We start from the raw sequence: 21,498 nt of genomic DNA, 5'->3' as shown, positions 1-21,498 counted from the left end.
TAATCCGCGTGTCGGGGGTTCAAGTCCCTCTCCCGCTACCATCACACTATGTTTCAGTTGATATGATCTTACTGTGTTTCCAGCCATTTTTGCGCTGAAGCGTAAGAGCGAGTTTCAATGCCTATCGCTTCCTGAACCTTAGCTGCGACTGACGAATCTGGATTGATTACATCCACAAAACTCGCGCTTTCACTCCAGGCTTTATATATATCATTCAGGTCAACATCGCTTCCCGTTAAGCCGATGCCCCACATCACTATGCTCTCAGGTTTTCGATCGGAAACGCCATCTAGCATCATCTTTGCCATCGGCATTTGGGCGTACGACTTGTTTGATCTGGGAGGCATCAAGCCGATATACGCGCGTCTTTCGTCGCCAGTTGTGAATAACGGCCAAAGATTTGTGGGGTCTCCGAATGCGAAGGAGTTATGTGTAAAGGCCATATTGAGTGACCCATGCGGCTTGCAGACAGGTAAACTTCCTTCTGGAGCAGTATTCGGGAGATACGTGAATGCCCGATCAGATTGCGAAAGTGCAATTTCGACTAGAGTGTCGTAATTCAGATTTAGGACGAAGTCGGTAGGCCCGAATTTCGATAGTACTTCTTTCGTAAGCTTCAGGTCGATGAAGCCCGTGCCGTTCCGATGAAAACCCTGATCGATGAGAAGCGCAATCGGATCACCTATAGAATGTATCATCATGTTGTCCCAATAGGTCAAACTTCCTTCAATAAGGGGCAGTTGGTCGCTAATTTTCCATGCAAATTCCATGAAATCTTCGATGTTAGTTTTTTGATTGGCTTCCAAATTATAAAATACTTCGCGCAGATCTATGTCGTCCGAAGGAAGCAGTCCCTTTGCTTTAAGAAAGAGATACAAGAATGGGTAAGGGGATTTTTCCCATGTTTTTCTTGCGAAATTGAGCATGGAGGGCGGCCAAAATTCCCGCTCCACTTCCGAGTCGATCGCCTGTGCAATAGACGCGCCTGCACCAACTACCAAATGTCGCAATTCCTATCCTCCAATACGTCCTGCCGCATTTTTTCCGGCGCTAATCCGATATGTCGGTCGGCCGAGTTTCTGTGTCGTCTGATCGGTTTGAAAAAGATTTGAAGTTCCAGAATTCCAAGCAGATTTTTTAACGTTTTCGGATGCCAATTCTGTTTATTATCCGATAAATTCACAAGCTTCTTCTGACTACATTTTATAGTGGTTCGGTTTGTCTACCGAGCCGTACCTGTTTTTGTCACTCACTCAGAACAGAAAAAAGGTCCCGTAAGTATGTGCGGAGCCTTGGAATTGTTCGAATTGTCCAGATGATATGGAACACGTGACTACGCGGTTTCCTCTGCCTGTGTCAGACATTGCAACGCTAAAAGCCAACTGGCAGGCGCACATAGCCTGGCGTTACGCCCCTTTTAAGCTGATCTTCCAACGAGAGCTTGTGATTGGGTAGCGTTTCTGCGTGAAAAGCGCGGGTACGATCATCGTTTGCCGGGGCAAAGTCTTCTAAGACCTTGCCGTCAACAAATCGGGTTTCGATACCAAAGTTCTTCAGTGTAGCGGCAAACAGCGCCCATGTGCCACCGTGAAGACCAGTTGCGCTGTCGATGTTGTCTTCGGCGCGCGCAGGATTGAGAATGGCGAAGGTAAAGGCTGGCTGACCTGAGAAAACTCAAAGTGCGGTTGCGCCATCTCCCAGTTCGGCCAGACGCTGCCCGGTGGCGTCCTGCGTGAGGTTAGACATGCGGGTATAGAGATGGCTCGGTGTTTCCGTTTTTCAATTTGTTTGCTCTTTCAAATCAGGGGAGAATATATTTTACTAATTTTATAGAATATAATGATTGGAAATATTCGATGCGAATGTGTCGGAAGGTTCAAAATGAAAGAGGGCTAGCGTTGTTGTCTGGCTTTGCTGACACGATGTTTGATCGGCTGACACGCTTTCGCCAATTAACGGAAGAGCGTATTTTTAAACCGCGATTGCATGGCGCGATGCCGCGCTCCGCATCTATCGTCCATAATTGTCGGAGCTTATGATGCCCCAAAAGTCTCTCTGTCCGGTCATTGCGATTGTGGGTGGTGGTGTCACGGGAGCTGCACTGGCTATCCATCTTGCCCGGTGTCATCCCGGCATTGGCGCCGTCCGTATGGTGGTGTTTGAGCCCCGCGAAAAGCTGGGCGCTGGCCTAGCCTATAGCACGCATGAACCGGCGCACCGTATCAACGTGCCTGCCAGCAAAATGACGCTTTATCCCGACGATCCAGAAAGTTTTCTGAGGTTTGCAACAAACAGAAACATTTTGAAAGAGGATGCGGATGCCTTTGGCTCCGATGGACAGCCCTATTTGCAACGCGCCTGCTTTGGTGACTATGTGAGTTCTGAAATACAGCCCTATCTGGCACAGGGCATGGTTGAACACCGCCAATGCAGTGTCGCCAATATTTCCAAGTCCGGTCAGCAGTGGCTGTTGAAGGCCGAAGATGGCAGTATTCTTCTGGCGGATGCCGTTGCCATTGCGGTCAGCCACCCCGCGCCGGCGCTGCCCGCGGCATTGGCTTCCTTCAAGGGGCACCCCAAACTGATTGCCGATGTTACACAGCCCGATGCGTTGCATCCTGTCGCGGCGGATGATCGGGTTCTCATTGTCGGGAATGGTCTGACCTCGGCGGATGTCGTTGCCACCCTGAAGGACAGGGGGCATCAGGGCACCATTGTTTCAATCTCGCGCCGTGGATTGCGCTCGCGTGGCCATTCGCCCGTCGTTCAGGAGGCTTTCGGTGATTTTACTTTGCAACCAAGTATCCGCGCATCAGATTTATTGCATCGCATTCGCACAACCATACGACAGGCGGAAAAGATGGGGCTGAGTTGGCACGCCGTTATTGATGCGTTACGCGCCCAGGGCCAGCAGATTTGGCAGGCGCTTCCTCTCAAGGAGCGGCGCCGAATTGTCCGCCTTGTGCGACCCTACTGGGACGTCCACCGTTTTCGTATTGCGCCGCAGGTTGAGAAAGTGTTGGACGAAGGGGTTGCTGCGGGCACGCTGTCGATAAAGGCGGCTTCTGTTCAAAACGTTTCCTTGGAGGGTTCCTGTTTCCGTGTGTCTCTGAAAGAGAAGGTCAGCGGGGACGTGGCCGATTATATTTTCGATGCAATCGCGGTAGCCACCGGTCCTGCACATGGCGAGGTTCTGCATTCTATCCCGTTCCTCGCTGCACTCCAACGGGACGGCCTGATATCGTCTTGTGCAACCGGGCTTGGAATTGCCTGTGACACCGCCTCCGTCGCGATTGACGAGACGGGCAGGGCGATGCCGGGGCTGTATATTGCCGGCCCATTGGCGCGCGGTACATTTGGCGAACTGATGGGGCTGCCGCAGGTGACGGAGCATGCGATTTTTGTTGCGGGCCAGCTGTCATCCTATCTCAACCTTGGCAAGCATGGGCAGTTGTTGAGCGGTACCGGCTGACGGCCGTTTTTCGCCTGTTAGACGGCAATGGGGAAGCAGGGGGCGTCCGGCTCGATTCAGCCTTTCTCGGCGGTACCAAGCCCGAATGATGGCGCTGCACAATGGTGATCGCGAAAGACTTGAGGTATCTTCCAAACGCCTTCCCGGTATCGGACTGGTGCGATCCGGTACCGGCACGTCTCTGGTCGGGTTACAGAAAACATTGCAGCGCGTCTGCGCGAATATCAGGACCTTGGCAGCAATACGATCATTGGCTTTCGGTTATCCGCATCTCGAGGAAGCCTACCGTCTGTCGGAACTGCTGTTTCCGGAAATTGGTCTTGGCCAACCGCGCAACCAGATCCGTTCATCGTTTGGCGAGCGCCAGGTGTTTGCGGTGGCAGCCATGGAGGTAATGGCAAAGCGTCGTCCAGACTGTAAAGATTGAGACAGTTTTACCGCCGCCTCGGAATGCCTTTGCCCGCAGGCCGTTCCCATCAGGCTGCCGCACGGGGGATTTTGATTAAATCTCTCGAGTAGATTGCCCCCGCTCTGTTGCCTCGAGCGTGGTTTTTGATCATATCTATCGCCGCGATGTGATTGTGAAAGAGCGGTTGATGCTGACGAAAAAAGGGAAATACGGCTTAAAAGCTATGGTTGACCTGGCCGGGCTTGCTGAAGGACAGACAGCATTTGTCAATGAGATTGCCAGCCGCAACAACATACCAAAGAAGTTTCTCGACACCATTCTTCTGGAACTCAGAAATGCAGGCATGCTACGTTCGAAGAAAGGTCCTGGTGGCGGATATTCCCTCTCCAAACCTGCATCCGACATTCTGATCGGTCAGGTGGTTCGAACCCTTGACGGTCCGCTTGCGCCCATCCGCTGCGCCAGCAAGACGGCGTTTGAGCCATGTGAAGATTGCGAAGATCCAGAGCACTGTCAGGTGCGCCGGTCCATGGGACGGGTGCGAGACGCTATGGCAGAAGTTCTTGATAATACGACACTTGAGCAGTTTGCCGCCGACACCGGTCGTGACATCGACGATCCAGCCTACGCTCGGATTTAAACCGGAATGATGTTTCCGTACTGGCCATTGTGATAGACCAATGGTTCGCCCTGGCCAGTGACCACAGCCACCACGCGTCCTATGACGATGGCATGGGTATGCCGCTCAATCACATCTTCAACGGCACAGTCGATGGAGGCAAGTGCGTCTGCGAGTACCGCTGCGCCGCTTTCGAGCGTTGACCAGCTTGCATTGTGATAACGCTGCGCACCTTTCAGCCCGCCGACGCCAGCAAAACGGCTGGCGATATCCTGCTGCTGCGCTGACAGTATATTGACGCAAAAATGATTGAAGCGGCTGATGACCGGCCAAATGGATGAAGAGCGGTTGATGCTGACGAGCATCGAAGCGGGATTCATCGACAATGCCGTTGCCGAGGTCACCGTTGCACCATTGCGTTGATCACCCGATCCAGCTGTTATGACAGAAACACCTCCTGCGACATTGCGCATGGCGGCCTTGAGTTGATCAGGATGGGTAATCTGCGTTTGCAGCGGATTATGAAGATAAGTCACTGTTGCGGTCATATAGGTCTCCAAGGCTGGGTGAAGATGCCCTTGCAATTTCGCAACTATACCATCGCCCTTGCGGACTGGAGAGCGACAGAATTTCATTGTTGATAAATATTATAGAAAATATTGTCGGATCAAGCCCGCAAACTCCTTTTGATACCGGCAATTTCGAAGGGTGGAAATTAAATTCCATGATTTAGTAGTTTTTCAGAAAAGATCATCCCATTCATTGATTTATGCTGGATGTAATGGATGTTTTTTCTCCGGTCCTTCAAAATCTTGGCACGCGGTGCCTTTAATCTATAAAAATTATGGATAATTATGACGGCATGTTTTTCGACAAAGGAGATCGGAAATGGGCATTTTTCGCCGTGTCGCAAAATTGATCAGAACACAGAACGAGCTGGAGGACCGGCTGCTTTTGCATGATGCACGCCATTGCTTTGGTGATTACGAAATCGATGACGGAACCGGCCTCGAACTGCGTAGCAGAATGCGCGAAGTGGGCAAGGAATTGCGCATGCTTGGCGAGTTTTCGTCATGAGCACGTGTCTGATGCACTGTTGATCGAGAGGACGCCATGCGCACGCTTATTCTTCCCGGCCTGAATGGATCTGATGAAGGGCATTGGCAGTGGTACTGGCAAAAAGATCATTCTGACGCGAGCATTGTCGTTCAGGATGACTGGTCGCGGCCCAGCCTGGATTGCTGGGTGGCGACGGTTGAAGAGGCGCTGGAACGTGAAGGCGAGGCCTATATCGTCGCGCATAGTCTGGGATGCCTGGTTGCGGCGAGGCTTGCTGCCCGTGCTTCGGCCAATCGGATCAAGGCTGCACTTCTGGTGGCACCCTGCGACCCGGAGTTGACCGATGAGTTGCATCCCGGCACGATCTCGTTTGGAAAGCTGGATGACGGTCGGTTGCCGTTTCCCAATATTGTGGTTGGCAGCCTCAATGACCATTACATGCCAATCGATCGGCTGACATTGATCGGAGAGAAATGGCAGGCCAATATCCTCAATCTGGGGATGGCTGGTCACATCAATATTGCCAGTGGATTTGGTCGCTGGTCGAATGGTTACAATTTGCTGGATGGCCTTGCCAGCAAGGTCAAAGCGCAGAAACGCAAGTTTGCCGGTCTGTCTTTTGATGAACCGCAGGTGACGCCTTGCTGAACCCCGTGGAACCGGTGCCTCTTAAAATCGGTGGGCAACAAGGAGATAGAGGGTTTCGATGGGCCATGACAGTTTGCAGGTTATCTATGACTATCCCGGTAAGACAGCCTGCTGCAGCTCGGTCATCGCACTCATGTTTTGAAAAATCTCGCCTGCCGGGAAAGGGCAGAAAAGGCAGCCCGTGACTATCCCGGTCAATTCTGGAATACTTCCTTTCTTGCAAAGGAGGCCCATATTTTTACTACAGATAGCATTTCGTAGCAGCGCCATCTCGATATACTGTTTCGTGTGTCACCAAGATCCAAGGAAGAACACGCATATTTCAACCGATATGCACTCAACGGAGGAGAATGTTATGACATCCAAGCTACCGCAGCTTTTCAACGGTCATGCGCCAATCGATCTGCATTACCTGTTTTGGGAAGCCGTTCTCAAGTTTGAAGAGTGGGAACCCTATGAGGGTCAGCCCACAGTAACCTTTGAAAGTGCTCACGTCCCGATTTCCGATGTTTTTATTGCCATGCGTAAATGCATGGATATTGTGCCAGCCGCCCTTGTGGGAGAGGTTGTTTCACGGTTGAACAAACCGTGGGTCGGTCATGGTCCTCTGGATGAAATGACCTTTTCGACAGCAGCCCGCATCATGGGTCTGCTGGTTAGGAAGCGCCGGCAAAATCCTGCCTTTGCTTTTGCCTTTGACGCTACACGTGCGGCTGACTGGAGCGGTTCCCGGCAGCCTCACGACGGCAGCCTGAGATAATCCTCTCTGCGCAGACAAAACTGTGCATACCATTCTGTACAATTGACCCTGTTACTTCCTTGGTTGTCCTCGACATCTAAACGGTGTCGGGGGCTTCATTTTTTGGTGCTCCGGTTTGTCCGGATCAATGTGATCTGCTTTGATGGAAAATGGGCATTTGGTGCCTCGCGCTATATCCTGTGCTGGACCACAGACTGCGTAGTGATCACAACAGGTGACGCGCAGATAACACGAAGCCCGTGAGCGTCGAACTCACGGGCCTGCTGGCATTTTTAAGTCTGGCCTCAGAGGCTGACGGTGATGCCGCCGTCAACATAGAGAATGTGGCCGTTGACGAAGGACGATGCTCCCGACGATAGGAAGATGCAGGCGCCAACCAGCTCGTCAACCTTGCCCCAGCGACCGGCTGGTGTGCGCTTCTGCAGCCATTCGGTAAATGCGGGATCCTTGACCAAGGCGTCATTGAGTGGTGTTTCGAAATAGCCGGGCGCAATGGCGTTGCACTGCAGGCCATGTTTTGCCCAGTCGGTTGCCATGCCTTTGGTAAGGTTGCCAACGGCACCCTTGGTGGCGGTGTAGGGGGCAATGCCCGGGCGGGCGAGCGCGGTTTGAACGCTGGCGATATTGATGATCTTGCCATAACCACGGCCAATCATGTGACGGGCAACGGCCTGGCCGACATTGAAGACCGACGAGATATTGGTGCGCAGCAGGCGCTCAAATGCGTCGGCGGGAAAATCTTCCAACGGCGTGCGGTGCTGCATGCCGGCATTGTTGACCAGAATGTCGATGGCACCCTTGTCGCGCTCGAAGGCATCGATGGCTTGGCGTGACAGGGCGTGATCGGTAACATCAAATGCGAGATAGTCGACATCGCCAAGCTCTTTTGCCGCAGCTTTCAGTTTTTCGGGATCTCGGCCATTGATCACAACGTCAGCGCCGGCATCCTTGAGACCCTTCGCCAGTGCAAAACCGATACCCTGTGAGGAACCAGTGACAAGGGCGCGACGCCCGGTAAGGTCAAATAATTGGATGCTCATGCTTTTCTCCCGGCCTTTAAATAAGTCGTACTTTTCGACTGTCTGTTTTCAAGCACAGGGGGTGGGCGGGAACAAGTCTTGCCGTTGTTAAAAACAGCGTGGAAGGCAATTTCATCCCCATGTGTCCAGCGGTTGACCTACGGTTTGGGCAGGTGCCGGTGTTGCGATCACGGAGTTTCTGGTGCACGAAGGGGATATTGGTGGCGCGGCGGTATCAGATGGTGAACCACGGCTATTGCCACGAGAAGGGCGCTGCCCGCCAGTACGACGAGAAACAGTGCCTGGCCTTCCAGATGTGAACCATAGGCGACCAGCGGCACAGCGCCCGCTGGTGGATGGGTAATCCGTAACAGCAACATGCCGGCAATTGCCAAACCAACCGCAATTGCCGAGGCCCACCAGAGGCCCGGCAGGAAATGCAAGGCAAGGCTTCCGACGAAGGCGGCAAGAAGATATCCGCCAATCACATTGGCCGGTTGTGCCAGCGGGCTCTTGGGCTGACCAAACAGTAGCACGGCGCTCGCACCAAATGGCGCAATCAACAATGGGATGCCGGTTTCAACCGCCAGCCCACCGACCGCAAGCATGCCAGCCATGGCACCAAAACCTGATTTCAGGTGGTGATGTGCCTGTCCTTTAGGCTCATGACGATGAATGAAGTGCCGCAGGTGGCGTCTCATGGGAGTTTTCCGGCTTAAATTTAAGCAATTGCCGCTTAATAAACCGAACCGTGCATGTTTTCCAAGCAAAGTCTTTATGGTGCTGTTTCGTTTACGCGAATATTTTTGCGTACCGTCGAGCCGGTTCTTGATGGGTAAGCCAAAGGCTTCGCAAAACAAAACGCGGAGAGAAGGGTTTCTCTCCGCGGTCTTCAATGGGCAAATGATGGGTTTTATCAGTCTTCGTTGGCAGCAAGCTGCGACAGCACCTGTCCTCGACCACGAATACGCATGATCAGCGGAATGATGAAGGCGGCTGCGGCGACAATGAACAGACCCACTGCAATCGGTGAGGTGAACAGCACGATCGGGTCTCCCTGGCCGATGGCCAGTGCACGGCGCAATTGCTGTTCGGCAAGTGGTCCAAGGATCAAGCCGACGACAGCTGGTGCGATCGGATAACCGAAGATGCGCATGATGTAGCCGAGGATACCGAAGGCGAGCAGCATGCCCAGTTCGAACACGGATGGGTTAGCGCCGATGGTGCCGAGCGTTGCAAACAGCAGGATGCCTGCGTAGAGCCATGGTTTTGGAATGGTCAGCAGTTTTACCCACAGACCAATCAGCGGCAGGTTCAGGATCAGCAGCATGACATTGGCGATGAACAGGCTGGCAATCAGACCCCAGACGAGTTGCGGGTTGGTGGCAAACAGCAGCGGGCCGGGTTGCAAGCCATATTGCTGGAAACCGGCCAGCATGATAGCGGCAGTTGCCGTCGTCGGCAGGCCAAGCGTTAGCAGCGGCACAAGTGTACCGGCGGCCGATGCGTTGTTGGCAGCTTCGGGACCGGCGACGCCTTCAATGGCGCCATTGCCGAATTCTTCCGGATATTTGGTCAGCTTCTTTTCTGTAGCGTAGGACAGGAAGGTACCGATCTCAGCGCCTCCGGCTGGCATGGCACCAATCGGAAAGCCGATTACCGTACCGCGCAGCCAGGCTTTCCAGGAGCGTGCCCAATCCTGCGCATTCATCCAGACCGAGCCCTTTACGGCTTCGACCTTGTCCGGTCCGCTCTGGCCCTGCGCGACGATGAACAGCGTTTCGCCGATTGCGAACATGGCAACAGCCAGTGTGGTGACTTCGACGCCATCAAGCAGGTCTGGAATGCCAAAACTCATGCGTGTCTGGCCTGTCAATTGGTCGATGCCGACGATGGCGAGCGCAAAGCCGATGAACAGCGAGGTGAGGCCACGCAGTGCTGAATCGCCGAAGGCGGAAGACACGGTAACGAAGGCCAGAACCATCAGCGCGAAATATTCGCGTGGTCCAAACACCAAGGCCAGCTTGACGATGTAGGGTGCGATGAACGCAAGCGCGATGGTGGCAATGAGACCTGCCACGAATGAACCGATGGCGGCCGTTGCAAGGGCTGGCCCGCCGCGTCCAGCGCGCGCCATCTTGTTGCCTTCCAGCGCGGTCACGATAGAGGCGCTTTCCCCTGGCGTGTTCAGCAGGATCGACGTTGTCGACCCGCCATACATGCCACCGTAATAGATGCCGGCGAACATGATCAGCGATCCAGCCGGATCAAGCTTGTAGGTGACTGGCAACAGCAGCGCCACTGTCAGCGCCGGGCCGATGCCTGGAAGAACGCCAACTGCGGTGCCAAGCGTTACGCCGATCAGCGCGTAAAGCAGGTTCATGGGCTGCATTGCGACTTGAAGGCCGTGAAGCAAAAATTCAAATGTACTCATGGACGAATGTCCCCCTGTCGGGTGGAGCGTTGCAAAGCACGCCTCGGTGCAGCTGTCGCTCCCTGTTTTTCAATCATGAAAAGAAGGCCGGTTCGTTTTAAAAGAACAGGCTCTCCAAAGGCCCAGCTGGCAGAGACAGCTGCAGGAACTGCGCAAAGATGATCCAGACGACGAAACTGATCGCGATGCCGATCGGAATTGAATACCAGAGCTGGCGTTTGCCGAAAGCGCGGGCCGTGAATGCAAACAAGATGCCTGTGGCAATGGAAAAACCAGCGGTTTTCAACAGCAACATTTGCCCGGCCAAACCGGCGACTACCCAGATGACGGCGCCTGTTTCCTGTTTCTCCCGCTCGGGGAACTCACCGCGAAGAGCCTCGATGACCGTCCAGATGGCAAGCCCGACAAGACAGAATGCGATAACGTAAGGCACGGTTGCCGGGCCAACGGGCGAATAACCGGCCACGCCTGCAAGGCGTGCGGAGTCCATGAAGATTACAGCGGCAATGGCAACGAGTGCGGCAGCTATAACCAGCGCCGCCCGGTCAGGGCGGCGCTTTTGAGAGTTGGATGAGTTGGAACCCATGCTCATTTTACCAGTCCGATGTCTTTGAGAATGGTCTGAGTGGCTTCAATGTCCTTGTCGAGCTGAGCCTTGAAGGCGTCACCTGCGAGATACGTGTCCTGCCAGCCCTTGGTCTTCAGAGTGTCCTGCCAGCTCTTGGATTTAACGAGCTTTTCAACGTCGGCATTGATGGCTGCTTCCTGATCTGCAGACAGGCCAGGAGCGGCAGCAACCATTCGCCAGTTTTCAACAACGACGTCGAGGCCAGCTTCCTTCAGTGTTGGGGCATCAACGCCTTCGATGCGTTCGGCGCTTGATACGGCCAGAAGACGCAGCGTGCCGGACTTGATCTGGCTTTCGAATTCGCCGTAACCGGAAACGCCGGCTGTCACCTGGGAACCCAGAATGGAAGCCAGTGCTTCGCCACCGCCGGAATAGGCGATGTAGTTGATCTTGGTCGGGTCAACGCCCGCAGCTTTGGCAATCAGGCCAACGGCAATGTGATCCGTGCCACCCGCCGAACCGCCACCCCAGGACACGCTGCCTGGATCCTTCTTGAGCTGCTCGATCAGGTCACCCATGGTCTGCAGGGGCGAAGAGGCAGGAACAACTACAGCTTCGTATTCGCCGGTCAAACGGGCAATCGGTGTCACGTCCTTAAGCGTAACCGGTGCGTTGTTTGTCAGTATGGCGCCGACCATCACGTAACCGCCAACGATCAGGGCGTTCGCGTTGCCCTTCTGCTGGCTTGCAAACTGGGCAAGGCCGATGGTGCCGCCAGCGCCTGGTACGTTCTGTACCTGCACGCTCTTGGAAATGCCTTCATCCTGAAGCGAAGTCTGCATCGAACGTGCGGTCTGGTCCCAGCCACCGCCCGGGTTTGCCGGCGCGATAATAGTGTAATCGGCAGCTGCTGCCGGAAGTGCAAGTGCACCGGCGAGAATGGAAGCAAGTACGAAATGTTTCAAAGCGAACCCTCCTTGATAAGCCCATCGGGCATTGTTGTTTGTGCGGAAGGAGAGCGTGGGCAAACACAGGACAAGCTGCCATCAAAGGGCAGTTTGTTTGCTTGCTATAGAAATTTCCTCCCGCATCTTCGTTAAGCCGCCTCCACGGCCGAAGAATAAAAGCAGAGCACCATAGAAAGCTGACATTTAACTGACGCGATCCCCGGCTTTGCCAATTTAACATTCATTAATTTTTGCAAAGCGTCCAGTTTTACCGGATTGTTCGTTTGCCGAACCGCTTATTGCAGGCGCAAGGCCTCGTTCCAGCGGGCAATCAGACGATTGCGCTTGACCTGATCGAGATAGACCATCAATCCAAGGCTGACAGGAACGGGCAAAAGCTGGGCGCCGTGAATGGCCTGCATGGTGTTGGCGGTGTTCTCGCCGGCAACATCGGGATTGACCGCAGGTATTTGCAGTTTGGTCGACAGGATGGTCTGACCTTCGCGCGACATGAAATATTCCAGATATTTCCGCCCCAGATCGGGGGAGTTTGCCGCCTGTGGCACGAGCCCGATACGTGACATTACCACCGTGTAGTCCTTGGGCAGGACAATGCCGACATCCGGATGGCGGGACGCCCAGTCGGCGGCATAGGAGCCGAGAATGTTGTAACCCAGCACGAATCGTCCATCAGCAATACGTTCCAGAATGGCTGAGCTGTTGGAATAAAGTTTAACGCCTGCGGCACCCATGTGCTGGATGACCGACCATATATCGGCAAATTGTTCCTGGTCACGCGACATGAACAGGAAGCCGACACCGGATCGTTCAATGTCATAGGTTGCGATGCGGCCATGCGCCTCATTGGCGTGGCGTTCGAGGAAATCAACAAATTCGGCGCGGGTGGCCGGTGGTTTTTCCGAGGTGAAACTTGGCTTGTGATAGACGAAAACCGCTGGTTCGAAGGTCAGCGCATAGGCCGTGTTGCGCCAATTGGCCCAGCTTGGCCACTGGGCACTTAACGGCATGTCGCTGCGCTGCGCGTAACCGTCATTGCTCAATTTGACTTGTAAATCCATGGCCGATGAAAAGGCAAAGTCAGCGGTTTTTTGTCCGGCATCGGTTTCCTTGACGATCCTGTCGTAGATTTCGCCTGTCAACATGTCCTCATAAGACACTGTAATATCAGGGTTCTGCTTCTGGAAGCCTTCGATCATCGGTGTCGCCAGCGGTTCATCCAACGACGAATAGACGATCAGCACACGCGCATCCGGATTGCCCGAGGGTGCCGGAAAAACGGTTGGCTTGGCCAGCGCCGGTGTGACGGCAAGAATGCTCAGGCAGAGACAGAGAAGGATACGCATGAAAATATCATGCCGCAGCGGCCTGACGTTCACAAGCGTCTCTCCCGCCATAAGAGCATCGCCTGTTTTTATCAGCACTTGGCGGATGCTCTAACCCGTTGAATTTGCGTGCCGTGTTTTGCCGAAAATCGATTCCGATTTGCAGGGTGATGCGTTAGGGTGCTGGTGCAGGGGCAGGAGATTGATTTGCGTATATTGCTGGTGGAAGACAATCAGGTTCTTGCGGACGGTTTGGTCGCTCTGCTGCGCGGCAGTGGCTATGCGGTGGATTGGGTATCCGACGGCGCATCTGCCTTGGCTGCGACGGCGACCGAGAGTTTTGATCTGGTCATCCTGGATCTCAATCTGCCTGAAATGGATGGTATTTCCGTGTTGCGCTCCATGCGTGCCCGCCAGGAGCGTGCGGCCGTGCTGATCCTGACAGCACGTGGCACCCCGGAAGAGCGGGTCAAGGGGCTGGACCTTGGCGCCGATGATTACATGATCAAGCCGTTCGACGTCAGCGAGCTTGAAGCGCGTGTGCGTGTGCTGCTGCGGCGTCAGGCGGGGTTGCGGTCTTCGACGGTCGGTTACGGCAAGGTGTCGTTTGATCTGACGTCCCGCACATTCAGTGCCGAAGGTGTGCCACTTGATATTCCCGCACGCGAACTTGGCATACTCGAACTTCTTTTCATGCGGGCGGGTAAGGTGGTTGCCAAGGAGGCCATCATGCAATCGCTGGCCGGTTTCGATGATGAGCTGAGCGGCAATGCCATCGAGCAATATGTCAGCCGCTTGAGAAAACGGCTTGCTCCCCACGGACTGACCGTCAAGACGGCCCGTGGCATCGGCTATTATCTGGAACGTTTGCCGGAGAGTGGCGAATGACAGGCGGCGCCTATTCGCTCCGCAGGCGTCTGCTGGGCTGGCTGCTGTTTTCCACTGCAATCATTGGCACCATCGCACTGACCGAAACCTATTCCGAAGCGGTCAAAACCGCCAATGTGGTATCGGACCGAGTGCTGGCGGGCTCTGCGCTGGCCATTGCCGAGCGTGTTGCCGTGTCTGAAGACGGCAAGCTGGAAGTCGATATCCCCTATGTTGCCCTCGAGATGCTGACCTCGGCCGCACAGGACCGGGTGTTTTACCGCGTGGATGGCGCACAGGGTGAGTTCCTGACGGGATATCAGGGGTTGCCCTCTTTCGCGCCAGATGAGCCGAACACTGCAATCTTTGAGGATGCGGCGTTTCGCGGTGAACCGATCCGCGTTGCTGTCATGCAAAGATCGGCATCCACCGGCATCAATTCGGTGCCGTTCACGGTGACCGTTGCCGAAACAACCATCGCCCGCCGTCAGCTTGCCCAGTCCATCCTGCTCCGTTCTGCCCTACGTCTGCTTGCCATGATCGTTGGCGCGTCAATCATCGTCTGGGTGGCGGTGACGATTTCTTTGCGCCCACTGTTTCGGCTGAGCGAGGCAATTGCCGAGCGCAATCCAAGCGATCTGCACCCCATCGACCAGAAGGTGCCGCTTGAGGTGCAGAACCTGGTTGATACCGTCAATTCCTTCATGGTGCGGCTGAAGGCGGCTCTTGATGCCTTGCGGCACTTTACCGGAAATGCCAGCCATCAGTTGCGCACGCCACTGGCCATTATTCGTACGCAGCTTGCCTTGTCCGAGCGGGCTGAAACACTGGCGCAGGCAAAGGCTGCTGCCAGGAAAGGTGACGAATCCGTTGCCCATGCCGAGCATATTCTGGCGCAGCTTCTGCGCATGGCAAAAATCGATGCGACCGGATCGGGCGAACCGCAAACGCTGTCACGCATTGATCTGGTGGAAGTCGCCCAGACCATTACCGCCGATTATATTCCGCAGGCGGCCGAAGCTGGTGTTGACCTTGGCTTTGAGGGCGAGGGTATCGTGACCGTGCTTGCCGAACCTTTGTTGATTGGTGAGTTGCTCGGCAATCTGATTGGCAATGCCATTGCCTATGCCGGTGACAATGTCGAGGTGACGGTGCGCGCCTATCGCAGTGCCACAGGTCAGATTTGTCTTGAAGTGGAAGACAACGGCCAGGGTATAGCGCCTGAAAAGCGTGATACGGTCAGGCAGCGTTTTGCCCGAGGGGAGGGCAATGCCGCGCCCGGTGCCGGGCTTGGACTGGCAATCGTGGAGGAAATTGCCCTCCTGTTTGGCGGGCAACTGGTGCTTGATTCTGGCCAGAATGGTCGAGGTTTGAAGGCGACGGTGCTGTTTCCCATCGCCCGTTAAGACTTAGCGTATGCGGATCATCCCATACGCTCGGAGGCGTAGCTGCCCGGACTTGGTGGAAACACGACGGTGCGGTTTCCGTTGATGAAGGTGCGGTGGTGGATATGGGCGTGGATGGCGCGCGCCAGCACTTGGCTTTCGACATCACGACCCAGCGACACATAATCTTCCGCCGATTGCGCATGGGTGATGCGCACCGTGTCCTGCTCGATGATCGGGCCTTCATCAAGATCGGCCGTAACATAATGGGCCGTTGCACCAATCAGCTTAACGCCGCGCTCATAAGCCTGCTTGTAAGGGTTGGCACCCTTGAAGCTTGGCAGGAAGGAGTGGTGGATGTTGATTATCTTGCCGGACATTTTCTGGCAAAGTTCATCGGACAACACCTGCATGTAACGGGCAAGTACGATCAGTTCCGTACCGGTCTGTTCGACCAGATCCATCAATTGGGCTTCGGCCTTTGGTTTGTTGTCCTTGGTGACCTTGATGTGGTGGAAGGGAATGTCGTGGTTGACGACAACCTTCTGGTAATCGAAGTGATTGGACACAACGCCGACGATATCGATCGGCAAGGCACCGATCTTCCAGCGGTACAGGAGGTCATTGAGGCAATGGCCAAAACGCGACACCATCAGCAGCACTTTCATGCGCTCGGCGGAGCTTTCGATCTTGGCATCCATGCCGAATTTTTCAGCGACCGCGGCAAATCCTTCAGTGATCGCTTCACGGCTTTCACCCTGTTCGGATATGAAGCTGACGCGCATGAAGAACATGCCGGTCTGTAGGTCATCGAATTGCGAGCTGTCAACGATGTTGCAACCCTTGTCCGCCAGATAACCCGATATTGCTGCCACGATACCGCGGGTTGATTTGCAGGTTACGGTCAGAACATAAGTCGTCATCGGTCGGTTCCTCTGGAAGCGCCGTTTGCGGTGCTTCTGGTTTTATTTCATGCGCCCATAAATCAAGGGCGTCCTGCATTAGCGCAGTCGATGGCCATGGCATAGTGGCTTTGTCGCAAATTGAATATTCGTTTCAACGTTGTGGTTATGCCTGCGATGTACCCGTGAGGGGTGAATACAGTCATACGGCCCCTTTTGCGGCTTGGTGTTGCGCAAAACTGCATTGGATGGTGATTTTCTGACGCGAAAGAAAATCTCCCCGCCTGACGTTGGGCACGCGGGGGGCAGGCATGTGGGTCTTAGGCTTTGCGCAGCTGAATGAGTGTGCGACCGCGGCGGTCCTGCAGCAGAAGTTTATTGTTGCGCTGGCTGAATTCATAACGACGCACATCGCCCAGTAGCGAAAGGAAAGCGCGTTCCTGCCGCATCACGGGTGGCTGGCAGGCCATCTGCGTGGAAATGGCGCGGCTGAATTCGATCTCGCGGCGGTTGAAGCGCAGCTCCGCGCCAAAGCCGTTGCAACCTGTATTGCCAGAGACGCGATTGTCAGGGCTGATCTGCATGACCGGCGGCTTGCCACCGCCAAGCCGCTCGCCTGCGAGGTCGACCACAACCCAGGAACCGACGAGAGATGGTTCGCGATCCGGCTCTGGTCTCGGGGCTGCACCAGCGCGTTCCAGCTGCAGGTCTGTGGTTTCGCGTCCGCCGCTCAGGATCGGGTAATTGCGGGTGGTGGTAAACAGCAGGCGGCGACCGTCGCGAATTTCGGCGCGCAGCGCATAACGGCGGTTGGGCCTGATATCGCGGTCATTGTACCTGATGACGTAAGGGACAGGCACGTTGCGTCCTGGACGGGTGGTGGTTTCGGCAATGATGGTGAAACTGGCGCCAGCGCGCGACACGTCGATAAGCTGTACGGTGACGGTTGCCGATGGCGGTAGCGCAATGCGCTCGCGGTAGCTGACCGAGCCACGGATGGTTGCTGGTGCAGCAAGAGAAGGGGAGGCGGCTATAATGGCGCTTAGGCCAAGAAGGCTTGCAAAACCGCGGCGCGAAAGTGTGTGTCTGTCGGTCATTTCCAACCCTCATGATGTCGGTAGACGAATATTCGTCTTCGATCATAAAGAGGCTAGATGAATCCGGAATGAACTGCCGGGCATGGTGCCCGGCAGTCGTATCGATATCAGCGTGAGAGGGTGTCGCGCAAAGTCTCAAATTTGGAAAGCTGGTCTGCCTTCAGCTCCTTGTTTTCGTCGCGGCGGACGAAAATCTTGAACATGGCATTGCCATCGGCATTCATGAACCAAACCGAGCAGGAACGACGTCCGTGGAACGCCCGATCGACGAAGCTGATGGCGTGGCAGTTGTCTTTCTTGATATGGCCACCAATCGGGCTGTCACCGTGGATGTTGAACCAGCCATGACCTTCGCTGCCTTCCGGCAGCATGCCGGGCACCTCAAGCACGATGTCCCCGGTCTGGACGATCATCAGCACTTCACCCCAACTCATCATGTCGGTCCAGATGGCGGAAAACTGCGCGGCCGGAATGGTCACCGCAGCACCTTGTGGCAGGACGGCCAGCACTTCTGCCGGTGTCACATCTGCCTTGGCAGCAATGGCTTCGACAATGCCATCGGGCTTTTCATTCAGGGCGGTAACGGCGCGCTCGCGGCGTTCCGGCGTATGGAATGCAACTGCTGTCATTGTTTCCTCATGCCGCATCAAAAATGCGCTGGCCGTTCTTGTCGTCGTGAATGATCACGTCAAAACCTTCGAAATGCGGACCGGAGAGGTATTCAACCTTGCCACGATTGTTGCCAGCATTGGCATGTGCTGCGCGGAATTGCTCGGACTTGGTCCATGCGGTGAAATCTTCGCGGGTTTCCCAAACGGTGTGCGATGCATAAAGCGTGTGGTCGTCTGACTTCGGGCCTTTCAGCATGTGAAATTCGACATAGCCCTTCAATTCGTTGAGCTGTGTCTTGCGCTCACGCCAAATTTTTTCAAATGCTTCCTCAAAACCGGGCACAACGCGAAAGCGGTTCATTGCGATGAACATTCAGATATCTCCCTTGAAATTAATAAGTTTCCTGTAATTGTCAGGATATCGTTCGTTCAGAGGGTTGAAAAGCCCGCTTACGGAAGAATTCCAGCGGTTTTGACAGTTTTCATTTCTTGGTTCGTGCGCTCTTGCGCGCGTTTTTAAACATGTGTACGAAACTCCACTTAAATGGATTGCCTGTGGCAGCTTGCCCCTTTTTGTCTGGATGAAAAGCTCATGATGTCTTCAAAACGTTCGCTTCGTTCTCTGGCTTTCGGTGTGTTCATGCCGGTGGCTCTGGTAACATCCACTTTTGCTCAGGCGGCAGAGGGCGGTAACGTCAAGGCGCAGCGAATTGTTGCCGTTGGCGGCACCATCACGGAAATCCTCTATGCCTTGGGTGCGCAGGATCGCATCGTGGCGCGTGATTCCACGAGCAGCTTCCCGACCGAGGCGCTCTCCAAGCCGGATGTCGGTTACATGCGTGCTCTTTCGGCCGAAGGCATCCTGTCGCAAAAGCCTGATCTCATCCTGTCGGAAGACGGTGCCGGTCCTGCGGATGTTCTCAACATTCTCAAGGACAGCGAAGTGCCTATGGTCACGATCGACACGCCGCCGGAAGGCAGTGCGATCGCCAAGAAGATCGAGGATGTTGGCGCAGCTGTTGGCCTTGAAGACAAGGCGAAAGCACTGGCCGAAGAGGTCAATGCGGGCCTGGCCGCCCTTGCCAAGGATGTGTCTGCGGTTGGCGAAAAGAAGCAGCGCGTTTTGTTCGTGCTGTCGACGGCGGGTGGTCGCGTGATGGCGGGTGGCAAGGATACGGAAGCGGCTGCGATCATCGAGATGGCTGGTGGCATCAACGCGGCATCCGAAATTACCGGTTACAAGCCTTTGACGGATGAGGCGGTAATTGCCGCTGCGCCAGATGTTGTCCTGACCATGGCGCGCGGCAATCATCAGGCCTCTGCCGAAGAACTGTTCGCCCTGCCGGCTTTCCAGAGCACACCTGCTGCGGCTTCCAAGGCTCTCATCAGCATGGATGGTCTCTATCTGATTGGCTTTGGCCCACGCACCCCTGCGGCTGCGCATGAGCTTGCCTCCAAATTGTATCCGGATGTGGTGAAGCCGTGAAATCGCTTGCTGTGACGCCTGCCACCGCTCCCGTTGAAGGCAAAAGGTCACGGATTGGTGGCCTTGCGCTTCTTGTGCTGGTTGGCCTGTTGCTGATGGCCTGTCTTGTCTCGCTGGTCAGCGGGCCGACCGGTGTCGGCCCGGCTGAACTCTGGGCCTATTTTACCGGCCATGCTGCCGATATGGAGCCGCGTGACCGCGTCATTCTGGAAGCGGTGCGCCTGCCGCGCACGGCGCTTGGGCTTTTGATCGGTGCCGGGCTTGGCGTTTCCGGTGCTATGATGCAGGGGCTGTTTCGTAACCCGTTGGCAGACCCCGGTATTGTCGGGGTAACCTCAGGTGCGGCACTGTTTGCCGTTGCAGCATTGGCGCTTGGGGGCGGCATGCTTGCGCCGCTGTCGGCCTTTTTCGGATCGCAATTCCTGCCTCTCATGGCCTTCTTTGGCGGACTGATCAACACCGTGCTTCTTTACGTCATCGCCACACGCAATGGCATGACCTCAACCACAACGCTGGTGCTGGCCGGGATTGCCGTTGGTGCGCTGAGTGGTGCCTTGACCGGCTTGATGATTTTTGTGGCGGATGACAGGGCACTGCGTGACATTACCTTCTGGAGCCTCGGTTCGCTGGGTGGTGCGACCCCTGCCAAGGTTTTGACGACACTGCCGTTTATCGTGCTCGTTCTGGCGATCATCCCTTTCGTCGCCAAGGGACTGGACGCTCTGATCCTGGGTGATGCGGCCGCCTATCACATGGGTGTACCGGTACAGCGCTTGAAACGATTGGTCATCCTGGCGGTTGCGGCGGCATGTGGTGCAGCTGTTGCGGCTGCCGGTTCTATCGGTTTTGTCGGTATTGTCGTGCCACATCTGCTGCGCCTGGCAATTGGACCGTCACATCGTTTCCTGTTGCCCGCTTCGGCACTGGGCGGCGGCGCCTTGTTGCTGCTGGCTGACAGCTTTGCGCGCACGGTTGCAGCACCCGCAGAACTGCCGATCGGCATCGTTACGGCGTTGATTGGCGCGCCGGTGTTCCTGTTCCTGCTGTTTGGCAAGGGCGGTCTCGGCATGAGGAACCTGTCATGATTACCGCACGGGGTATCAATCTCACCCGATCCGGGCGCAAGTTGCTCAACGAGATTTCCCTGACACTCGAGCCGGGCAAGTTCAACGTCATCATCGGCCCGAACGGAGCAGGAAAATCGACATTGATGAAGGTGTTGTGTGGCGAAATACGGCCAGATTCCGGCGCGGTTTCCTATCGCGGTTCTGATATCAACCTGTTTTCTCCACGTCAGCTGGCCCGTCAACGCGCCGTGCTGCCGCAAAGCACCACGCTGGCCTTTCCGTTCACGGCGTTTGAGATCGTGCGCATGGGCGCTGTTGCCTATGGTGACATGAACCCTGACGCCCAGGCGATGACCGCACTGGTGAATGTTGGCTTGCGTGGATTTGAAAGCCGATCCTATAACTACCTCTCAGGCGGTGAACAGCAGCGTGTGCAGTTTGCACGAGCGCTGGCACAGGTTCCCCATGCGGTGGAAGAGGGCGAGGCGCGTGCGTTGTTCCTTGATGAACCGACGGCAAGCCTTGATATCGGTCACCAGATCAGTGTTTTGGAAACGGCGCGTGATTTTTCCGAGAAGGGCGGGCTGGTGCTTGCCATTCTGCATGACCTCAATCTGGCGGCGGAATTTGCGGATCACCTGATCGTGATGCACAATGGCAGGATCACCGCACAGGGTGCTTCCTTTGATACGATCAGCGATGAAACCATCGCACGGGTCTATGGCATAGGTGGTGCTGTCGGGCGGTTGCCCGCCGCACATATTCCTTACGTTCTACCGCAGTCACGCCACCGGTAAAGGGTGCA

General features: G+C 55.3%; 22 protein-coding genes and 2 pseudogenes. 11 read left to right on the top strand and 13 right to left on the bottom strand.

The window, feature by feature from the left end; translation table 11 throughout:
• Positions 1-68: 68 nt before the first annotated feature.
• Positions 69-1,001: a hypothetical protein gene (locus RT613_RS04495; RefSeq protein WP_313613311.1), complete on the bottom strand. Its 933-nt coding sequence runs from the start codon at positions 999-1,001 to the stop codon at positions 69-71.
• Between the two features lie 370 nt (positions 1,002-1,371).
• A pseudogene (locus RT613_RS23845) lies at positions 1,372-1,656 on the bottom strand (PLP-dependent transferase); the annotation flags it as partial.
• Between the two features lie 382 nt (positions 1,657-2,038).
• Here RT613_RS23845 and RT613_RS04490 point away from each other — a divergent pair.
• The 3 genes and pseudogenes from RT613_RS04490 to RT613_RS04480 all read left to right on the top strand — a co-directional run bounded on the left by RT613_RS04490 (position 2,039) and on the right by RT613_RS04480 (position 4,521).
• Positions 2,039-3,472: an FAD/NAD(P)-binding protein gene (locus RT613_RS04490; protein ID WP_313613309.1), complete on the top strand. Its 1,434-nt coding sequence runs from the start codon at positions 2,039-2,041 to the stop codon at positions 3,470-3,472.
• Positions 3,473-3,548: 76 nt separating this feature from the next.
• Positions 3,549-3,892: pseudogene (locus tag RT613_RS04485) on the top strand (alkanesulfonate monooxygenase); the annotation flags it as partial.
• Positions 3,893-4,068: 176 nt separating this feature from the next.
• The gene (locus RT613_RS04480) at positions 4,069-4,521 is read left to right on the top strand and encodes an Rrf2 family transcriptional regulator (protein WP_313613308.1); all 453 of its coding nucleotides are present in this window, start codon (positions 4,069-4,071) and stop codon (positions 4,519-4,521) included.
• On the opposite strand, the gene RT613_RS04475 is transcribed toward RT613_RS04480, so the two are convergent.
• Complete coding sequence (locus RT613_RS04475; RefSeq protein WP_313613306.1) at positions 4,518-5,048, bottom strand: flavin reductase family protein; 531 nt, start codon at positions 5,046-5,048, stop codon at positions 4,518-4,520. The genes RT613_RS04480 and RT613_RS04475 overlap by 4 nt on opposite strands.
• Before the next feature lie 340 nt (positions 5,049-5,388).
• Here RT613_RS04475 and RT613_RS04470 point away from each other — a divergent pair, with 340 nt between their 5' ends.
• The 3 genes from RT613_RS04470 to RT613_RS04460 all read left to right on the top strand — a co-directional run bounded on the left by RT613_RS04470 (position 5,389) and on the right by RT613_RS04460 (position 6,967).
• Positions 5,389-5,577, top strand: coding sequence for a hypothetical protein (locus tag RT613_RS04470; protein ID WP_313613305.1), 189 nt, complete (start codon positions 5,389-5,391; stop codon positions 5,575-5,577).
• A 36-nt stretch (positions 5,578-5,613) separates the two neighbouring features.
• Positions 5,614-6,207 carry an RBBP9/YdeN family alpha/beta hydrolase gene (locus tag RT613_RS04465; protein WP_313613304.1) on the top strand — a complete coding sequence of 198 codons (594 nt, stop codon included), beginning with the start codon at positions 5,614-5,616 and terminating at the stop codon, positions 6,205-6,207.
• A gap of 355 nt (positions 6,208-6,562) precedes the next feature.
• Complete coding sequence (locus tag RT613_RS04460; protein WP_313613302.1) at positions 6,563-6,967, top strand: hypothetical protein; 405 nt, start codon at positions 6,563-6,565, stop codon at positions 6,965-6,967.
• A 284-nt stretch (positions 6,968-7,251) separates the two neighbouring features.
• On the opposite strand, the gene RT613_RS04455 is transcribed toward RT613_RS04460, so the two are convergent.
• From RT613_RS04455 to RT613_RS04430, 6 genes are all read right to left on the bottom strand, one after another.
• Positions 7,252-8,007: an SDR family oxidoreductase gene (locus RT613_RS04455; protein WP_313613301.1), complete on the bottom strand. Its 756-nt coding sequence runs from the start codon at positions 8,005-8,007 to the stop codon at positions 7,252-7,254.
• A 167-nt stretch (positions 8,008-8,174) separates the two neighbouring features.
• Positions 8,175-8,687 (bottom strand): HPP family protein, encoded by a 513-nt coding sequence (locus tag RT613_RS04450; protein ID WP_313613300.1) that lies wholly within the window; start codon positions 8,685-8,687, stop codon positions 8,175-8,177.
• Between the two features lie 215 nt (positions 8,688-8,902).
• Positions 8,903-10,420, bottom strand: coding sequence for a tripartite tricarboxylate transporter permease (locus RT613_RS04445; protein ID WP_313613299.1), 1,518 nt, complete (start codon positions 10,418-10,420; stop codon positions 8,903-8,905).
• 97 nt (positions 10,421-10,517) lie between these two features.
• Positions 10,518-11,012, bottom strand: coding sequence for a tripartite tricarboxylate transporter TctB family protein (locus RT613_RS04440; protein ID WP_313613297.1), 495 nt, complete (start codon positions 11,010-11,012; stop codon positions 10,518-10,520).
• Positions 11,009-11,953 carry a tripartite tricarboxylate transporter substrate binding protein gene (locus tag RT613_RS04435; protein ID WP_313613295.1) on the bottom strand — a complete coding sequence of 315 codons (945 nt, stop codon included), beginning with the start codon at positions 11,951-11,953 and terminating at the stop codon, positions 11,009-11,011. The genes RT613_RS04440 and RT613_RS04435 overlap by 4 nt, the downstream gene beginning before the upstream one ends.
• Before the next feature lie 278 nt (positions 11,954-12,231).
• Positions 12,232-13,299: an ABC transporter substrate-binding protein gene (locus RT613_RS04430; RefSeq protein ID WP_313613294.1), complete on the bottom strand. Its 1,068-nt coding sequence runs from the start codon at positions 13,297-13,299 to the stop codon at positions 12,232-12,234.
• Between the two features lie 186 nt (positions 13,300-13,485).
• Between RT613_RS04430 and RT613_RS04425 the strand changes: the two genes are divergently transcribed.
• Both RT613_RS04425 and RT613_RS04420 read left to right on the top strand, forming a co-directional pair.
• Positions 13,486-14,166, top strand: a complete 681-nt coding sequence (locus tag RT613_RS04425) for a response regulator transcription factor (RefSeq protein WP_313613292.1) — start codon at positions 13,486-13,488, stop codon at positions 14,164-14,166.
• Positions 14,163-15,551, top strand: a complete 1,389-nt coding sequence (locus RT613_RS04420; RefSeq protein WP_313613290.1) for a sensor histidine kinase — start codon at positions 14,163-14,165, stop codon at positions 15,549-15,551. The genes RT613_RS04425 and RT613_RS04420 overlap by 4 nt, the downstream gene beginning before the upstream one ends.
• 17 nt (positions 15,552-15,568) lie before the next feature.
• On the opposite strand, the gene purU is transcribed toward RT613_RS04420, so the two are convergent.
• The 4 genes from purU to RT613_RS04400 all read right to left on the bottom strand — a co-directional run bounded on the left by purU (position 15,569) and on the right by RT613_RS04400 (position 18,513).
• The gene (gene purU, locus RT613_RS04415) at positions 15,569-16,453 is read right to left on the bottom strand and encodes a formyltetrahydrofolate deformylase (protein ID WP_313613288.1); all 885 of its coding nucleotides are present in this window, start codon (positions 16,451-16,453) and stop codon (positions 15,569-15,571) included.
• Positions 16,454-16,752: 299 nt separating this feature from the next.
• On the bottom strand, positions 16,753-17,529 hold the full coding sequence (locus tag RT613_RS04410) for a YbaY family lipoprotein (RefSeq protein ID WP_313613286.1): 777 nt from the start codon (positions 17,527-17,529) through the stop codon (positions 16,753-16,755).
• Between the two features lie 107 nt (positions 17,530-17,636).
• On the bottom strand, positions 17,637-18,158 hold the full coding sequence (hutX, locus tag RT613_RS04405; RefSeq protein WP_313613284.1) for a heme utilization cystosolic carrier protein HutX: 522 nt from the start codon (positions 18,156-18,158) through the stop codon (positions 17,637-17,639).
• A gap of 7 nt (positions 18,159-18,165) precedes the next feature.
• Entirely contained in the window at positions 18,166-18,513 is a 348-nt protein-coding gene (locus RT613_RS04400; RefSeq protein WP_313613282.1) for an antibiotic biosynthesis monooxygenase, read from the bottom strand.
• Positions 18,514-18,732: 219 nt separating this feature from the next.
• Between RT613_RS04400 and RT613_RS04395 the strand changes: the two genes are divergently transcribed.
• From RT613_RS04395 to RT613_RS04385, 3 genes are read left to right on the top strand one after another with little or no spacing between them, the layout of a single operon-like run.
• Positions 18,733-19,626 carry a hemin ABC transporter substrate-binding protein gene (locus RT613_RS04395; RefSeq protein ID WP_313613281.1) on the top strand — a complete coding sequence of 298 codons (894 nt, stop codon included), beginning with the start codon at positions 18,733-18,735 and terminating at the stop codon, positions 19,624-19,626.
• Positions 19,623-20,711, top strand: coding sequence for an iron ABC transporter permease (locus RT613_RS04390; protein ID WP_313613279.1), 1,089 nt, complete (start codon positions 19,623-19,625; stop codon positions 20,709-20,711). The genes RT613_RS04395 and RT613_RS04390 overlap by 4 nt, the downstream gene beginning before the upstream one ends.
• A 41-nt stretch (positions 20,712-20,752) precedes the next feature.
• Positions 20,753-21,490, top strand: a complete 738-nt coding sequence (locus RT613_RS04385) for a heme ABC transporter ATP-binding protein (protein ID WP_409558762.1) — start codon at positions 20,753-20,755, stop codon at positions 21,488-21,490.
• Positions 21,491-21,498: the final 8 nt, after the last annotated feature.

Source organism: Agrobacterium sp. (assembly GCF_032092815.1).
Taxonomy (GTDB): Bacteria; Pseudomonadota; Alphaproteobacteria; order Rhizobiales; family Rhizobiaceae; genus Agrobacterium.
Note: the sequence above shows the minus strand (reverse complement) of the source record. Positions and strands in the feature narration are given on the sequence as shown.

Excerpts from the sequence above, each read along its gene's own strand:
- RT613_RS04400 (WP_313613282.1), bottom strand. The coding sequence starts at position 18,513 with ATGTTCATCGCAATGAACCGCTTTCGCGTTGTGCCCGGTTTTGAGGAA.
- RT613_RS04410 (WP_313613286.1), bottom strand. The coding sequence starts at position 17,529 with ATGACCGACAGACACACACTTTCGCGCCGCGGTTTTGCAAGCCTTCTT.
- RT613_RS04445 (WP_313613299.1), bottom strand. The coding sequence starts at position 10,420 with ATGAGTACATTTGAATTTTTGCTTCACGGCCTTCAAGTCGCAATGCAG.
- RT613_RS04465 (WP_313613304.1), top strand. The coding sequence starts at position 5,614 with ATGCGCACGCTTATTCTTCCCGGCCTGAATGGATCTGATGAAGGGCAT.
- RT613_RS04430 (WP_313613294.1), bottom strand. The coding sequence starts at position 13,299 with ATGCGTATCCTTCTCTGTCTCTGCCTGAGCATTCTTGCCGTCACACCG.
- hutX (WP_313613284.1), bottom strand. The coding sequence starts at position 18,158 with ATGACAGCAGTTGCATTCCATACGCCGGAACGCCGCGAGCGCGCCGTT.
- RT613_RS04475 (WP_313613306.1), bottom strand. The coding sequence starts at position 5,048 with ATGACCGCAACAGTGACTTATCTTCATAATCCGCTGCAAACGCAGATT.
- RT613_RS04450 (WP_313613300.1), bottom strand. The coding sequence starts at position 8,687 with ATGAGACGCCACCTGCGGCACTTCATTCATCGTCATGAGCCTAAAGGA.
- RT613_RS04395 (WP_313613281.1), top strand. The coding sequence starts at position 18,733 with ATGATGTCTTCAAAACGTTCGCTTCGTTCTCTGGCTTTCGGTGTGTTC.
- RT613_RS04480 (WP_313613308.1), top strand. The coding sequence starts at position 4,069 with ATGCTGACGAAAAAAGGGAAATACGGCTTAAAAGCTATGGTTGACCTG.
- purU (WP_313613288.1), bottom strand. The coding sequence starts at position 16,453 with ATGACGACTTATGTTCTGACCGTAACCTGCAAATCAACCCGCGGTATC.
- RT613_RS04420 (WP_313613290.1), top strand. The coding sequence starts at position 14,163 with ATGACAGGCGGCGCCTATTCGCTCCGCAGGCGTCTGCTGGGCTGGCTG.
- RT613_RS04470 (WP_313613305.1), top strand. The coding sequence starts at position 5,389 with ATGGGCATTTTTCGCCGTGTCGCAAAATTGATCAGAACACAGAACGAG.
- RT613_RS04455 (WP_313613301.1), bottom strand. The coding sequence starts at position 8,007 with ATGAGCATCCAATTATTTGACCTTACCGGGCGTCGCGCCCTTGTCACT.
- RT613_RS04490 (WP_313613309.1), top strand. The coding sequence starts at position 2,039 with ATGCCCCAAAAGTCTCTCTGTCCGGTCATTGCGATTGTGGGTGGTGGT.
- RT613_RS04440 (WP_313613297.1), bottom strand. The coding sequence starts at position 11,012 with ATGAGCATGGGTTCCAACTCATCCAACTCTCAAAAGCGCCGCCCTGAC.
- RT613_RS04460 (WP_313613302.1), top strand. The coding sequence starts at position 6,563 with ATGACATCCAAGCTACCGCAGCTTTTCAACGGTCATGCGCCAATCGAT.